Genomic DNA, 15,038 nt, shown 5'->3' on the forward strand with positions numbered 1-15,038 from the left:
TGACGATTTCGATAGAGTTGCGGAATTTGCCGTTTTGCGCTGAGCTCGCTTGCGAGACTGTCCGGCTACGCGATGTCACTAACTCAGCGACGTCCGACGATGCCAATCGTCAGAGCATCGACAATTCGTTGAGCGGGCGGACCGACGCATACTTCTGACGCATGTCGAACAGGCTCGCCTGGTGCGGTTCGATCGCCCGGTCGCCTACGCAATCCTCGACCACGACCGGCAGAAATCCGTGCGACATGGCATCGACGACGCTCGCCCGGACACATCCGCTGGTCACACATCCGGCCACGAGCAGCGTCCGCACCGAATGCTGAGTGAACCAGGCGGCGAGCGAAGTGCCGAAGAACGCGGAGGGCACCGTCTTGCGGACAACGAGCTCGCCGTCCCCTGGCGCCAGTTGCGGGACGATCGCGCTCCGGATGTCCGTCTCGGTCAACGACAACAGGCCGGGGACCTTCCGCGAGAACACATTCCGGTCGGCGCCATCGTCCGCAAACACGATCCGCGAATGCGCGATCGGCCACCGCCGCGCCCGCGCGCCTGCGAGCAATTTGGTGGTGTTGTCGATCGCTTGCGGGATGTTGCCGCCGCCGAACACCGCAGGATCGGCGAAGCCGCAGACGAAGTCCACGATCAGAAGGCCGAATGGGCCGTCCAATGGCAGCGCCTGACCGAAGCCTTGTCGCGCATAGGTCGCCTCGGCCTCACGCATCTGCCTTGCGCTCCTGCTTTGTGTCGAGCACCTGCCCTCGCCTCACGACCTCGCTGCCATCGAGCGCCACGCTACAGTTGCGCATGGGGATGTCGATGTGACAGGCCGTGGTCCGGCTTCCTCCGGCCTCGTTGTTCGGCCCGAAGGAGAACAGGAAATTGCCTTCGAACGCCCGCGCGTCCATGCCGATCGTGGCCTCGCGATCGTACATGCCAAGTGTCGACCAGCGCGCCCGAGGCTGCAGGCCCCACCCGATATGCGACATCGCATAGGCCTCGGGATCGTTGTAGGATGCCATGTAATCACGCAGGATATCGGCATCGAGGCCACCCGCGATCTCCCTGACATAACCGTCGGCAATCGTGAAAGTGATCCGCTCCCGCACATAGGACTTCATCGGGAGCAGGATGTCGCCGCGGTCGAGCACGATCGTTCCGGACGAACCTCCCTCGTCGGCAAAGGTCAGCACGAAGCCGCTTGGCCAATGGTCCCAGCGGCCAGGCTCGTCGACGAATCCGTACTCGCTGATCGCCGGATATTGTCCAAGCTTGAATCTGACATCGGTGCCAGCCTCCGACGTCACGTGCATTTCCTTCGCAGCGCCAAGCCGCGCTGCAGCCACCTTCACACGTGATCGATCGGCTTTCGATGGGACCATGCGGGCGAGGACCTCGGGCGGCTCGACCGCCAGCAAGATTTTGGTCCCCGAACTAAGGATCTCGTGCTGCTCGGGCGAGAACAGCAATGTCATAAGGTCAAGGACGAGGTCGCTTTCCTTGAGCGCGGCGATGGCCGAGCGATTGCCCGTCAACGGCGTGGTGCCGAGATAGGCAAGGGAGTCACGGCTGAGCGATTTCTCGCCGTTAACCGGCGGCAGATCGAGGCGATTGACAATGGCCCCCATCATGCGTGCCGCGAGGATCGCCGTCGACATCGTCTGCGGGTGGGTCGATGCACTGGTGAGCACGGTAACACTCTGGCCTCGCTCGAGCTTCGAGAGCGTCAGGACTTTCTTCCAGGCCTCGATCAGTTCATGGTCGCTAACCGGCATCTTGGTCTCTCCTTTGCGATGGAATTGAAGATTGAATCTCTGCCCCCAGAAACTCGCCGAACGCGCCGTAGAAGCCGGCCTCATCGTCCCAGGGGATCATGTGGCCTGCGGCCGGTACGCGGGCGACCTGCAGTGCGGGCACGAGCATGGACATCTCCTCGATATCCGCCTGCCGGATGACGTCGCCCCGCCCTGCGGCAATCAACAGGACTGGAACGGCGAGACTCGGCAGATCGGCGTGGACGTCGTCGAGATGGAATCCCTCGAAGCTGCTGCGGACGGCGCGCTCATCGCAAGTATGCAGCCACTCCGCGCGCAGCCTGAGCTGCGCCTCTGTCCAGGTAGGACAGAACGCTCGCATAGCCTCCACCCCTGCGCCGCTGCGGCACAGCGCAATCGACTGGACGTACCAGTTGATATCCGCCGGATATGCCCGACGCCCTGGTCCGGAAACCGGAGGGTCGATCAGCACGACGCGCGAAAGCTCCCTCGGTCCTTGCCGCGCAGCGCGAATGGCGATGCGGGCGCCCATGGAGTGACCGACCAGGGAGAATCGCTGCAGCCCGAGCGCACACGCCAGTGCGATCACGTCGTCCGCCTCGGCGTCGAGACTGTAGTCGAGCGCGGGTGACGCTTCGGACAGACCCCGTCCTCTGACATCGACGATGTATGTGTCGAACGTGCGCCCAAGCACCTCGCCGACAAACCCCCAGGTCGCGGCAGGGCTTGTGATTCCGGGCAGCAAGATGACGGGATCACAAGCCTTGTTAGAACCCTCGCGCCGTCCGCCATAGCGCAAATAGTGCTGGCGGATTCCATTGGCGTAAGCGTTGGCGCCGTAAAGGAACGTGGTCATTCTGATTCTCTCATGTTCGGCGCCATCTTTAATAGGCGCCGGAAAGCAGCGCGCCGGCCCCCGGGACGATCGGCTCGAGATCGAGAGCCTTCAGAATGGCGTAGGTCGTTGCAATCGACGCTGTCAGGACCGGCCGGCGCACCTGGGCTTCGACTTCCGCCACAACAGGCAGGGACGGCATCTGTACGCACGCCGAAAGCACGATCGCGTCCACATCGTCGATATGCAGACCCGCAACGATTCCCGGCAACCGGGACGGATCGTGCCGCGCAACCTCGATATTGTCTGCTATCTCGAGGGCGCGCCAATCCTGCACCGCAATTCCTTCGTTCTCGAGATAGGCGACGACCATCTCGGTCAGCGGTCGCATATAGGGCGCAACGAGCGCGATCTTTCGCGCGCGCAAGGCCGCGAGTGCATCGACGAGCGCGCCGGCGCTGGTTACCACGGGAGCTGCCGCACCGTTGCTCTCGGTCACGCCGTGCAGGCGGGCCTGCGAGGCGCGATGATAGCCATGGCCCATCGACATGATCGCAACGAGGCACGCATAGCCGAGGACGTCGACGCGCGCGTCGCTCAGCTCGAGTGCACACCGATCGGATTCGGCGTCCATTGCGGCGAGTTCGTCCTTCCGAACCGTTTTCATGCGCATACGGCTCGAATGGAAGGTGAAACGCTCTGGACGGATCAGCGTCCGCGCCGTCAACATGGCGGGAATTTCCGTCTCCATGGTCAGGTTGGAGCTCGGAACAATCTGCCCGATGCGATATGGAGCTGCTGACATCAAAGACCTCTCATCTTCTCAATTTCAAAGGGCATCGCTGGCCGGCGCCAGATCGGTGTGAGGGAGCTGCTTCCTGCGATCAGCCAACCGCAGGATCCGCTCGGCATTGCCCGCGCAGATCCGCTGCCTGAGCTCGGGCGACAACGGCGCCTTCTCGATGAAGTCGGCTGCGATCAACGCAGACTCGTAGGGATAATCGACCGACCACAGCACAGCGTCCGCCCCCATTTCGTCGATCACGCAGGTCAGGACCGCGGGCGAGCACACGCCCGTCGTGGTGACGAAGATGTTGCGGCCGAAATACGAGGATGGGGGCCCGGCCAGCTCCACGCCCTGGGAATAGACCGCGAAACGGCTGTCGAACCGCCAGCGATAGAACGGCAAACCTTCGCCCATATGGCCGAGCAGGACCCGCACCTTCGGAAAACGATCGAACACCCCGCTGAACAGCAGACGCAGCGCGTGCGTTCCGGTTTCGACACCCCAACCCCACACTGCGCCCGATAGCACCGGATGGTCCGCAAAGCTTGCGGGGGGCACGGCGGCATCCGCCGGATGCAGATAGAGCGGAACGTCGAGATCCTGCAAAGTCTCCCAGAACGCGTCGTAGGCCGGACTGTCGTAGTAGGCGCCAAGGGTATGGCCGTGCACCATCGCGCCGAGAAAACCGAGCTCTTTCGTTGCCCGCCGCAACTCACGGCTTGCGGTCTCCGGACAATGCATTGCGAGGCTCGCAAATCCCGCCAACCGGTCCGGGTGGCGGCCGACTGCCTCGGCAAGATAATCGTTACTTCGTGCGGCGGCTCGCGCCGCGACATGCGGATCCTTCTCGACCTGCACGCCTGGCCCGGTCTGCGAAAGCACCATCAGCTGGATTCCGGCGGCATCCATCTCGCCGATCCGCTCGTCGGACAGGCTGGCGAGCCGGCGCTGCAGGTCGCGCTCCGCCTGCCCCGCGAAATGCTGCGTGAATGTCTCCGAGTAGCCTTCGAAGCCGGGCGTCATGAAGTGCTCTTCCAGAGCGATCTTTCGGATACGGGATTGCATTGATCTTCCAGTTGATTGTGCCAGTGAGATATTGGGCGCGAGGCGGCATCCGCTGATCGCAATTTAGGATGTATACTGAGTATTAAGCTGCATCTTGTCCTGTTTCGGGATTTGCTCGGAACGCTACTTGCCGCGCCAACGCCTCCAGCGCGCGGAGATGACAGCGCATAAGAGATCGAAAACGCCAAGCGACTTGATCTCGGCCGTCACAGGGCCCCCCTTGATTGACGTCTCCAGGTTGGCCGCGAACATCGCGGCGAGGCGCTGGATGACGTCCTGCACCAGGCCGCCGCGGTTGAATTGCGCAAGGCGCCCGCTCAATCGCCACGACAGCACGACAAGAATCTGGCTCGCCGCGTCTCCGTTGTTTTCCGCGGGCGCGACACGCCATTCGACCTCGCCCTCCGCGGACGAGCCTGAGCCGGAATCACCGCCGCGGCCTGTCATGCGGCCGGATCGCGCCGTCTCGTCGAACAGGACACTCCCGTCGCCGCTGAACGCCACTTTCATGGGGCCGAGCGCGACGTTCATCCGGCCAGAAATGGCGCTGCCATCGACTTCGGTGATCTCGGCTCCAGGCAGACACTTCGAAACGTCCCGAATGTCCTTGAGTTTCTGCCAGACCTGATCGGGTGGTACCCCGATTTCGAGATGCTGCTCGATCCGCGACCAGCCCTTGCGCTGCTCCGGCTGGACGATACCGCCCTGTGCGGCAGAGCGCTGCGGAAGGCCGGCGGGGCTCGCATGAACGGGCAACGAAACTGGCCGCGCAACTCGCGCATCCGCCGCGACCTTGACAGCAAGAATGGTTGTCGCAGGCTGCGGCGTTCGTCCCTTCGAGACTTCCTCGATCGCCTCCACCAGCCCGACATAGCCGGTGCACCGGCATAGATTGCCGGACAGCTCCTCTCTGATCGTACCAGGCAAGACTTCGCCGAGCCTCAGCACGATGTCGCGAGCCGTCACCAGCATGCCTGGCGTGCAATAACCGCACTGCAGGGCGTGATGACGGGAGAACGCGTCGCGAAGCGCCGCCATCAACGGATCCTCGTCTAACCCTCGATCGTGATGACCGAACTTCCGGAGCAGTCACCTGCATAGCTCACGCAAGAACGTTGCGGCTTGCCGTCGACCAGCACCGTGCAGGCACCGCAGACCCCCTGCTCGCAGCCGACATGCGTTCCAGTCAGGTTCAGCGTCTCCCTCAGGATTTCGCACAGCTGGGTGCGGGGCTCGGCGATCGCCTTGACCGGCGCGCCGTTGACCGTGAGTTCTGCAACCAGTGTATTCATGTCTTCCCGCGTCCCTTGTTCAGCTGGGCAAGGCTCCGGCATACCGCCGCGTTCATCTGCTGCCGGTGGCTCGCCGTCAGATGAGCAAGCCTCTGGCCGATCTCATCGGGTACAACTGTGACCGCCCGGTCAGGACCGCCCTCGCGCAACAGGCGCGTGGCCTCGACAAGGACAATGGGACGTCCTTCGGTCGCTCCCGCGACGACCTTGAAGGCGCCGGCACTTTCATCCATCACGCATATGCCGATCGCTTTCGCAAACTCGCCGGTCTTGCGGCAGACCTTGTAGTAACCCCAGCGTGCGCCAGGAGAGAATCGCCTGAGCTCTATTCCGGTGATGAGCTCCGAAGCGCCGAGTGCAGACGTGAAGGCGCCAGCGATGAAATCCGCCGCAGCAATGCACCGTGTTTGCTCTGTCGCCGACCGCACGATGATCGTCGCATCGAGCGCGACCATGGTCGAAATCCAGTCCGCCGCGGGATCGGAATGAGCGAGGCTCCCTCCGACCGTGCCGCGGTTGCGGACCGCGCGATAGGCAATCCCATGCGCGATGAAAGGAAGCATGCCGCAGCTCACATCCTCGAAGCTGCCGTCCTCGATGTCCGCATGTGTCACCGTCGCCCCGATCGCGATGTGCTGACTGCTCGTCTCGACGCGCCGCAGTTCGGCAATGTGCCTGATATCGATAAGTGTACCAGGACGTGCCAATCTCAGATTCAACATTGGCCCGAGCGATTGGCCGCCCGCGAACAATTTGGCTTCGCCGTTTGCGGCTGCAAGCTGATCGACCGCGTCGGCCACGGAGCGCGCCCTTGAATAAGTGAAAGCAGCAGGCTTCATACGCCAGCTCCGGCTTCGGCGGCCGCGATAGCGGTCAGGATCCGCTCCGGCGTCGCCGGAATCTGGCCAAGGACCGCGCCGAGCGGCTTGAGCGCATCATTGATGGCATTGACGATCGCGGCCGAAGGCGCGATCGCCCCGCCCTCGCCGACACCCTTCAGGCCGTGGGCGGAATATGGCGACGGCGTCTCCATATGCTGGATGCGGAAGCGCGGCAGCTCGGTCGGCCCCGGCAGCAGATAATCGATCAGTGTCGAGGCCAGCGGCTGGCCATTGTCGTCATAAGGGCTCTCCTCGAACAGCGCCGTCCCGATTCCCTGCGCGGCGCCGCCGAAGGTTTGACCGTCCACAATCATCGGATTGACCATTCGCCCGCAGTCCTCGACGATCGCGTAGTCGAGGATCTCAACTTCGCCGGTTTCCGGATCGACGGCGATCGACGCGGCATGGCTCGCATAGGAAAACACGCCGCCATCGACTGCGGGCTTGTAGGCTCCGACCGCTTCCAACCCACCCCGATCGACGTCGTCGGGCAGTTGATCTGGCCGCATGTACCATGCACGGCCGACATCCTCGTAGCCGACACTGGCCTCCCCGGCGACGATCCGCCCCGCCCGAAAGATGACATCTTCGGATTTTGCCTGAAGCAGATGCGCGGCGATTGCCCGGATCCGGTCCGCAACAATGCCGGCCGCCACCGAAACCGCGCCGCCGCTCATGACAATGCCGCGCGAGGCATAGGCTCCGGTCGAGAACGGCGTCAACGCCGTGTCTCCGAGCGTCACCCGGATGTGCTGGATCGGCACCCCGGTCCGCTCATGCGCTATTTGCGCGAGAGTCGTCTCCAGCCCCTGCCCGATGGTGTGAATGCCGGCACGCACTTCCAGCGCACCGTCGGGAGTCAGCTTCACCTGGGCCTGGTCGAAGCCGGGCACCAGCGGCAAGCCCCATGCCGCAAAAACCTTGGTGCCATGTGCGGACTGTTCGGTGTAGGTGGCAAAGCCGACGCCAAGATAGCGGCCCCGATCATCCCGGCCTCCCCGCGTGCGGAGCTCATCGAAGCCGATCATCTCCTTGACGGCCCTGAGCGAGGCCGGATAGTCGCCGCTGTCATAATGCTTGCCGGTAATGTTGGTGTAGGGCATGGCAGCTCCGGCAACGAGGTTCTCAAGCCGGACTTGCCATGGCTCACGGCCGACCGCGCGCGCGATCGCGTCGATCGTGGCCTCGATGGCGAAGCACACCCCGGGTCGCGCCACTCCGCGATAGGGAGCGAATGGCGGCTTGTTGGTTGCCACCGAATAGGTTCGGCATCGATAGGCTTGCAGATCGTATGGACCGGGCAGGTTGCCTCCGGCCTGCGCTGCCTCGAGACAGGCGGAGAACGGCCACACCGAATACGCGCCACAATCGATCGCGACCTCAGCATCGAGACCGAGAAGACGGCCGCTCCTGTCGGCATATGCGGTAATTTTGTACTCGTGCTGCCTGGCATTGGCGCCGGCAGTGAGATGCTCGCGCCGGTCTTCGAGCCAGCGGAAAGCTTCCTTCCGTGTCAGCGCCAGCCATGACACCGCCACTTCCTCAGGCATCAGCATGCATTTGTAGCCGAACCCGCCGCCGACATCCGGCGCGATCACCCTGATCATGGCCTGCGGTATGCCGAGACATTCAGCAAGGCCGATCCTGATCATGTGCGGGACCTGCGTCGAGGTTTGCACCACAAGCTGCCCTGCCCGGTGGTCCCAATAAGCCACCAGCCCCTTGCCCTCCATCGGATGCATGACTTGCCGGGCGGTAGAAAGTTCAAGATCCACCCTGACCGGCGCGGATGCGACGACTTCCTCCATCCTCTGATCGAACGAGGTCGTAAGGAACAGATTATCGCCCCACCGCTCATGAATGAGCGGAGCCTCTGCCCGGCGACCAGCGGCACAGCTGACGATCGGCTCGAGCTCGTCGTATTCGATCTCGGCGAGCTCGCTCAGATCCTCGGCCTGAGCGCGCGTTGCCGCCACGCACATTGCGACGATCTCGCCGACAAAGCGCACCCGGTCTGTCGCCAGGGCCGGATAGTCCGATACCTTGTAGCCCGGGATCGACGAGCGGGTCGTGATCGGAAGGACGCCGGCAAGATCATCCGCAATCAGCACGTCGGCTTCCCGGCCCGCCGGCTTGCGGCGATGCGTGATCAGCGCATGTGCAACCGGACTGCGAACGAATGCGACCTCCCGCATGCCGGCAATCTTGATGTCGCCGGCGAACTGTCCGCGGCCGCGAAGATGCCGCGCATCTTCCTTCCTGAGCACCCGCGCGCCGATGCCTTCGTTCGCGAAAGCTGTATCCGCAGTAGTTGCATCCACCATGCTCAAGTCCATCCGTCACATGCCACGCTTGTAGGTCTCAGGCACAAAAAGGAGACCGATCACGAACACGACCGCCGAGATCACGACGGGATACCAAAGACCGGCGTAGAACGATCCGAAATACATGTTCATGGCGGCAACCGAGAATGGCAGGAAGCCGCCGATCCATCCGGCCCCCAGATGAAACGGCAGGGACATCGACGTGTAGCGCAGACGCGCCGGAAATAGCTCGGCCATGAATGCAGCGATCGGAGCAAAGATCATCGCGAGATAGAGATCGAGGAAAAAAACCAGCACGGCAAGCATCGCGACATTCGCCTGCCGGGGATCCGCCTGCTCGGGCCAGCCGGCCGCCACCAGCGCAGCGCGCAGCGCGGTGCGGTCCGGATTTGAAAGCATCCGGCCTGCCACACGAACCTCCGCATCACCGTTGTCGCCTGTCCGCACGACCTCGAATGCAATGCCCATGTCGGACAATTGCGCGGCGATACGATCGCAATCGCTTGCCGGCAGCGAAAACAGCCGGAACCGGCAGTCCGTTGCCAGCACAGCGACCGGCGTCCGCTCGAGAAAGCTTTCCAGCGCCGGATTACCGTAATGCGTCATCGCCTTGAAGATCGGAAAGGTCGTGACGGCAGAAAGCAGACAGGCGGCCAGCAGAACCGGCTTGCGCCCGATCCGATCGGATAACCAGCCGAATAACAAATAAAGCGGAGCAGTTGCGATGACCGCGGCACAAACGATCCCCTGCACCGTCTGGATCGGAAGCCCGAGGGTCTTGCTCAGGAAGAACATCGAGTGGAACAGACAGGTCCCGAAGATCGCTCCGAGGCCCGCGCAGACGACGAACAGCAGTCCTACCTTGCGGAGATTGTCGGCCGCCCCGAAGCTCTCCACGATCGGGTTGCGCGAAATCTGGCCTGCCGCTTTCATGCGACGAAAGACAGGCGTCTCGTCGAGCTTACTGCGAATGTACATCGACATCGCCAGCAGGAACACCGAGATCAGGAAGGGAATACGCCAGCCCCAATCCAGGAATTGATCGTGCGTGAGTGCAGATCGAAGCCCGAGCGTGATCAGAACCGCCACCGTGAGCCCGAAGGCCGCAGTGGTTTGCAGGAAGCTCGTCTGCAGACCTCGCCGGCCCGCCGGGGCGTACTCCGCGAGATAGGTGACCGCGCCGCCCGTCTCGCCGCCATGAGCAAATCCTTGCACCAAGCGCAACACCACAAGCGAGATCGTTGCCCAGATCCCCGCGGTTGCATAGGTCGGCAGCAATCCGATTCCGATCGTCGCTATGCCCATCATCGACATTGTCACGAGGAAGGTGACCTTCCGGCCGATCACATCGCCCAGGCGGCCGAACACGAGGGCGCCGAGCGGCCGCACCAGAAATCCTGCACCAAAGGCGGCCAAAGTTCCCATGAAAGCGACGGTCGCGTTTCCTTGCGGGAAGAACTTCTCCGACAGCAGAACCGCAAGAGCAGCGTAGACGTAAAAGTCGTACCACTCGAACAGTCCACCGAGCGTGGATGCAATGATGAGCCGCCAGTCTCCCCTGGCCGCCACTGTCGCTGAATGCTCGATCGAAATCTGGGTCAACGCCTTCTCCCCCTGCAAGCTGCGAACGTTCACGTCGCATTTTCGCTGCGCTCCGAGAATGAGAGGTATACCCCCTATTTTTTCTTTGCAAGGACCTTTTCTGACCGAGCGTTCTCGCGGCGCCGCGCACGGACTTTGATTCTCTGCTTTCTGGAAACCGTAACCCATTGATCAGTATAGCTCTTATTTCGAGACGACGTTGCAGTTGCGGCCCATGGCAGAGCTGTGCCAGTGATCCACAGCTGTCGCTGCCCTCAAGGCAGAAAGGACACGGTCGCTCCCGGATGCGGCCGTCGGAACGAAGGATGACGGGAATGGACAAGCGTGCGAAGACGTCGAACACCGAACCGTTCTACGCGAGCATGCCACTCTGGGCGCGGCCGGGATTTCTGATCCGCCGTCTGCACCAGATCAACTATGCGATTTTTTTCGAGGAATGCGACGCTTACGACATCACGCCGGTCCAATACGCGCTGCTGACGACACTCAGCATGAACCCCGACACCGATCAGGTCACGCTCGGACGCGAGATCGGTATCGACAGGACCAATGTTGCGGACGTGCTGCGCCGCCTCGAACAGCGCGGCCTGGTCAAGCGGCGCAAAGCCGATCATGACGGCCGGGCGACTATTGCACGCCTGACGCCTGCGGGGGACAAGGTTGCGCGGGACATGTTCAGCGCCATGCAGCGGGCGCAGACACGACTGCTGGCGCCGCTTCCCATCGAGGAGCGTAAGGCCTTCATGGCGACGCTGCTCAAGCTGGTCGAGGCCAACAATCATCTTGGCAGGACGACTTTTCAGCCAAAATAGCATTGACCAAACACCTTCCCGCGGCTCGGACCACTGCCGGCATTGCCACAGGGGCGACACGAGCCGCTCGCGCGTAGTGGCTCCAGGACCGTCGCCCACCGTCAGGCTGCGCCATCGGCTGTATCGGTCTCGATCGGTTGATGTGCCCCTAGGACAGCCCGCACCCGGTATCCGGACGGGCTGACACCGGTCAAACGTTTGAATATGCGAGAGAACGCGCTGGTCTCGCTGTAACCGAGATAGTGCGCGATCGAGGTGATCGCGGTTGAGGTTTCGCTGAGCAGCTGCCGCGCTATCCGACAGCGAACGCGATTGCGGATTTCCAGGTAGTTGAGCCTGCATTCCATCAACTCGCGCTGGAAGGAACGAAGGCTCATTCCGAAATCGCCGGCGGCTCGTTCGATCTCGACACTCGCGCCGATGCAAAGGGCCGAGACCACCCAGGCGTCAATGGCCGCTGAAAGGTCGAAGCCCCTTACCATCGATTTCGTTCGATCAACGAGTACCGCTTCGAGCCGCGAGCCGCGGCCAGGATCGGCGCGCACGGCCGGCTCATCCAGCAATTTCGCGGGAAAGCAGATCGCATTCACTCGTTTGCCGAACTGCACGGGGCATCCAAAATGGGCATGATAGTCCGATGCGTCCATTCCAGGCGTATGCTGAAACTCCACCAGGCTCGGCCGAACCTCGTATCCAAGCTTCCTTGAAACAAATGCGTGCTGGACCGCGACCGTAAAGCAGGCGTCCTGTCGCCGCAGCTTCACCGCGGGATCGACGATCGCATAGCTCAGCCGGGCAAAATCGCCACTGACCGAGAGATCGAACCGTGAGTTGCTCTGCAGAACGCAAGAATGGCGAACGAATTTCTGCAACGCGTCACCAAGCGTCGCCGCTGCGAGCGCAAGTGTTGCGAGTTCGCCAAAGCTTTCGAACTGAATCGACTTGCCGAGATTCAGACCCAGCAAGCCGTCCCCGCGATCGGCAGCCGTGACTTCGAGGGCCGCGGTAAATGTTGCGAGTGGAAAGGATGCAGTGTCCGCCGGCATTTGGCCGCTCTGACCGATTCCAAGCTTCGCTTTCAGTATCTGGAGATCGTTTGCCTTCCCCGCGACCGCGGCGAGCGTCGCATACGCCGCAGCGGCACAAATGATGCTCTGCTCTCGCACGGCCATGAAACTCCCCGCCTGCAACTGCAAAGCGTCAGACATGTAGCGTCTCATGGAGCGGGATCTTCGACAAGCCGGGGCACTCCGCCGCGCCTGCGACCATGACGGGGGACCGTCTTGAGGACACCGCATTTTGAGCAAGGGATTTCACTCTGCGTTGGTTCGGCAACAGGTATTGGCGGTCTCACTCAGCTGGCTGTTGCGCGTGTCGTGGTCTCCCCTGGCCTGAACGCTGCGAGAATTGCGGTCCGGCGGAATATCGTCTGCGGGATTGGCGGCAAAGAACCCGTTCGGCTTCAGCATGAAGCCGGCGTATTCGACCGGCATGACCGGAAAGTCTTCCGGCTTGCACACATGGGTGTGACCGAACGTATGCCAGACGACGATATCCGTGTTCGCAATGTTGCGGTTCTCCTTGACATAGGCGGGCAAGCCATCTCCACCGGAGTGGATATTCGGATAGTCGCCACTGGCATATTTTTGCACCGGATCATATGCGGTCACCCAGACGTGCCGGGTCGCGAATCCCGCTCGCCGGTGAACCGAGCTTCCCTCCTGCGCCAGCATCAGCGGGCTCGGCGTCACGATCAGCTTGTAACCGGACGGATTACCAACCGAGTTCGTCGTATTCGGATTGGTGATCTTCCAGTAGCGCCCTACTCGGCCGTCGGCGATCGCGCTGGCGTCCAGTTCCCGGGACAGCGTGCGTGACCTCAAATCGAACGCGTTGCCGTACGGATTGTCTGAGCCCCATGGGCGGGGCGCAAATTCGTGCTCGGTCACCGTGTTGCCGCCACCATCGAGATCCATGTGCATGCGGACATTGAAAAAGTGCTGATGGGTTGGACCAGCGAGATTGTCATCAACCATCCCGCCCCATGGATATGGCTCTCCGCTGCGCACCGCGGCGGTTTGAATGATTCCAGTGAGCTTGGCCTCCAGCTGGATCGTCCCATCCTGGTATAGGTACCAGTAGAAGCCGTAGTCGTAATTGCCGACCGTCGCAAAGAAGCTGATGACCAATCGCCGCGAGCGGCGTACTTCAAAGAGACCGTTACGGAACTCGTAGTGCTTCCAAAGGATTCCGTAATCCTCCTCGTGCATGCAGATCGCGTTCTTCATCACCTGGGGCTCGCCGAAGCAGCTTGCCGCCGGAACGTCGAAATAGTGAATATTGCCGAGGCAATCGCATCCGAGCTCGAGGGCATTCGCGAGCACACCTAGGCCATACTCGCCTGCGTCAAACGCCGATTTCCAATAATGATTGGTGGTCGGATCGGCGTACGGCACGACCATTTCGGTGACACTGGCCCGATGAATGAGCGACCGCTTCCGGTCCCCGTCCTGATAGGCAAGCTGGTGCAGGACAAGCCCCTCTCGCGGCGTGAAGCCGACCCGAAAGCTCCACTTCTGCCAATCGACCTGCCAGCCATTCACGCGGAAACTCGGACCGTCAGGCTGTTCGATGTTGAGCGGCTTGATGTCCGCGCGTGGCGACCGGTTCAAGGCTGCTGCATAGTTTCGCTTCTTTGCAGGAATTGGAATGACCGGCTCGTCATCGCTGAGGTCCACCACCTTTCCGAGGACGAGATCAACAACCGCAACCACCCCCTCGATCGGCCGCGCATAACCATTGTCCTGAATATCTTCACGGAAATAGCTCACGGCGCGGACGATGCGGCTCCCTTGCTCGAAGCTTCGATCAAAAAAGCCGGCGGAAAACGGGTCGACCTGAACAAGCTTGATCTGTTGCTCCGTCACGCCGCGGCGGCGCATGGCGGCTCGCCAACCGGCATCCGCCTTGACGATTTCCTCGCATCGCAAGACATCTTCCAGCGTGATCGGAGGTTGACCATACGGCGCCGTGGAATTCCGCAGAGGCCGCCGTTGAACGATGGCGCCCCGCGTCAGATCGACGATATGCTCGGCCGCCTCCCCCGTCTCGCTGTCGAGTGTCAGCACGAACGCCTGCCGCGGCATTGTTTCTCCGTCCGGTTGGCGGCGAAGATCCTCCTTACCGGGCTCTTCGAGACGCACGAGCGGAAACCTGCAATGCTCCCTCGACCGCGACGTGATCGCCACCAGATTGCACGCAGTCCTGATCTCTTCGACAGTCAGCGGATCCAGTGGATGCTGCGCGACCGCCTTTGTCCTTTGGCGCCTCTCGTTACTCATCGTCGACCTTGCCCTGTTGTACGGCCATGCGAGTGCGCGAGCGCAACACGCCGCCATTCCCTACCCTTCCGATCGCCAATCGTCTGACGTCGAGACTGCCGTTTCGGCTTTGCCCGCCTTCTCGGCACGACCGGGTGATTCCGACCGACAGTCCAGCCACCCAATCTAGGCCATGCGAAATGCCCTGACTTGACACTTCACGCCTGATGGATCTCCGCGGCGCGGGTAGCACGGCCGGGTCTGGCCACGCCGGCAAGGCAAGCAGACAGCTCATCCTCCGCGCGCTTCCGCGCAGATTGGCGCGAACAGTCAAGACGCGCTGCGGCG

At 62.2% G+C, this 15,038-nt stretch carries 13 protein-coding genes; 1 reads left to right on the forward strand and 12 read right to left on the reverse strand.

The genetic code is table 11. The annotated features are described in order from the left end of the window. Positions 1-109 precede the first annotated feature (109 nt). The 10 genes from CWS35_RS28860 to CWS35_RS28905 all read right to left on the reverse strand — a co-directional run bounded on the left by CWS35_RS28860 (position 110) and on the right by CWS35_RS28905 (position 10,558). Positions 110-721 carry an isochorismatase family protein gene (locus tag CWS35_RS28860; protein WP_100955007.1) on the reverse strand — a complete coding sequence of 204 codons (612 nt, stop codon included), beginning with the start codon at positions 719-721 and terminating at the stop codon, positions 110-112. Next, positions 714-1,772, reverse strand: a complete 1,059-nt coding sequence (locus CWS35_RS28865) for a 2,5-dihydroxypyridine 5,6-dioxygenase (RefSeq protein WP_100955008.1) — start codon at positions 1,770-1,772, stop codon at positions 714-716. The genes CWS35_RS28860 and CWS35_RS28865 overlap by 8 nt, the downstream gene beginning before the upstream one ends. Beyond that, positions 1,762-2,628: an alpha/beta fold hydrolase gene (locus tag CWS35_RS28870; protein ID WP_168226390.1), complete on the reverse strand. Its 867-nt coding sequence runs from the start codon at positions 2,626-2,628 to the stop codon at positions 1,762-1,764. Before CWS35_RS28870 ends, CWS35_RS28865 begins: the two co-directional genes overlap by 11 nt. A gap of 28 nt (positions 2,629-2,656) precedes the next feature. Continuing rightward, a complete protein-coding gene (locus CWS35_RS28875) occupies positions 2,657-3,412 on the reverse strand; it encodes an Asp/Glu racemase (RefSeq protein WP_100955010.1) in 756 nt (251 codons plus the stop codon). 24 nt (positions 3,413-3,436) lie between these two features. Next, on the reverse strand, positions 3,437-4,459 hold the full coding sequence (locus CWS35_RS28880; RefSeq protein ID WP_100955011.1) for an amidohydrolase family protein: 1,023 nt from the start codon (positions 4,457-4,459) through the stop codon (positions 3,437-3,439). Between the two features lie 123 nt (positions 4,460-4,582). Continuing rightward, on the reverse strand, positions 4,583-5,497 hold the full coding sequence (locus tag CWS35_RS28885; protein WP_100955012.1) for a 2Fe-2S iron-sulfur cluster-binding protein: 915 nt from the start codon (positions 5,495-5,497) through the stop codon (positions 4,583-4,585). Between the two features lie 14 nt (positions 5,498-5,511). Beyond that, on the reverse strand, positions 5,512-5,751 hold the full coding sequence (locus CWS35_RS28890) for a (2Fe-2S)-binding protein (RefSeq protein WP_157817258.1): 240 nt from the start codon (positions 5,749-5,751) through the stop codon (positions 5,512-5,514). Further along, positions 5,748-6,590 (reverse strand): xanthine dehydrogenase family protein subunit M, encoded by an 843-nt coding sequence (locus CWS35_RS28895; RefSeq protein WP_100955014.1) that lies wholly within the window; start codon positions 6,588-6,590, stop codon positions 5,748-5,750. The genes CWS35_RS28890 and CWS35_RS28895 overlap by 4 nt, the downstream gene beginning before the upstream one ends. Then, on the reverse strand, positions 6,587-8,956 hold the full coding sequence (locus CWS35_RS28900; protein WP_100956753.1) for a xanthine dehydrogenase family protein molybdopterin-binding subunit: 2,370 nt from the start codon (positions 8,954-8,956) through the stop codon (positions 6,587-6,589). Before CWS35_RS28900 ends, CWS35_RS28895 begins: the two co-directional genes overlap by 4 nt. Before the next feature lie 15 nt (positions 8,957-8,971). Further along, complete coding sequence (locus tag CWS35_RS28905; RefSeq protein WP_210202739.1) at positions 8,972-10,558, reverse strand: MFS transporter; 1,587 nt, start codon at positions 10,556-10,558, stop codon at positions 8,972-8,974. Between the two features lie 314 nt (positions 10,559-10,872). Between CWS35_RS28905 and CWS35_RS28910 the strand changes: the two genes are divergently transcribed. Next, a complete protein-coding gene (locus tag CWS35_RS28910; RefSeq protein ID WP_245438726.1) occupies positions 10,873-11,370 on the forward strand; it encodes a MarR family winged helix-turn-helix transcriptional regulator in 498 nt (165 codons plus the stop codon). 101 nt (positions 11,371-11,471) lie between these two features. Here CWS35_RS28910 and CWS35_RS28915 read toward each other — a convergent pair whose 3' ends face one another. Next, positions 11,472-12,578, reverse strand: a complete 1,107-nt coding sequence (locus CWS35_RS28915) for an AraC family transcriptional regulator (protein ID WP_168226391.1) — start codon at positions 12,576-12,578, stop codon at positions 11,472-11,474. A gap of 105 nt (positions 12,579-12,683) precedes the next feature. After that, a complete protein-coding gene (locus CWS35_RS28920) occupies positions 12,684-14,711 on the reverse strand; it encodes a primary-amine oxidase (RefSeq protein ID WP_100955017.1) in 2,028 nt (675 codons plus the stop codon). Between the last annotated feature and the right edge of the window lie 327 nt (positions 14,712-15,038).

The organism is Bradyrhizobium sp. SK17 (genome assembly GCF_002831585.1).
Lineage (GTDB): Bacteria > Pseudomonadota > Alphaproteobacteria > Rhizobiales > Xanthobacteraceae > Bradyrhizobium.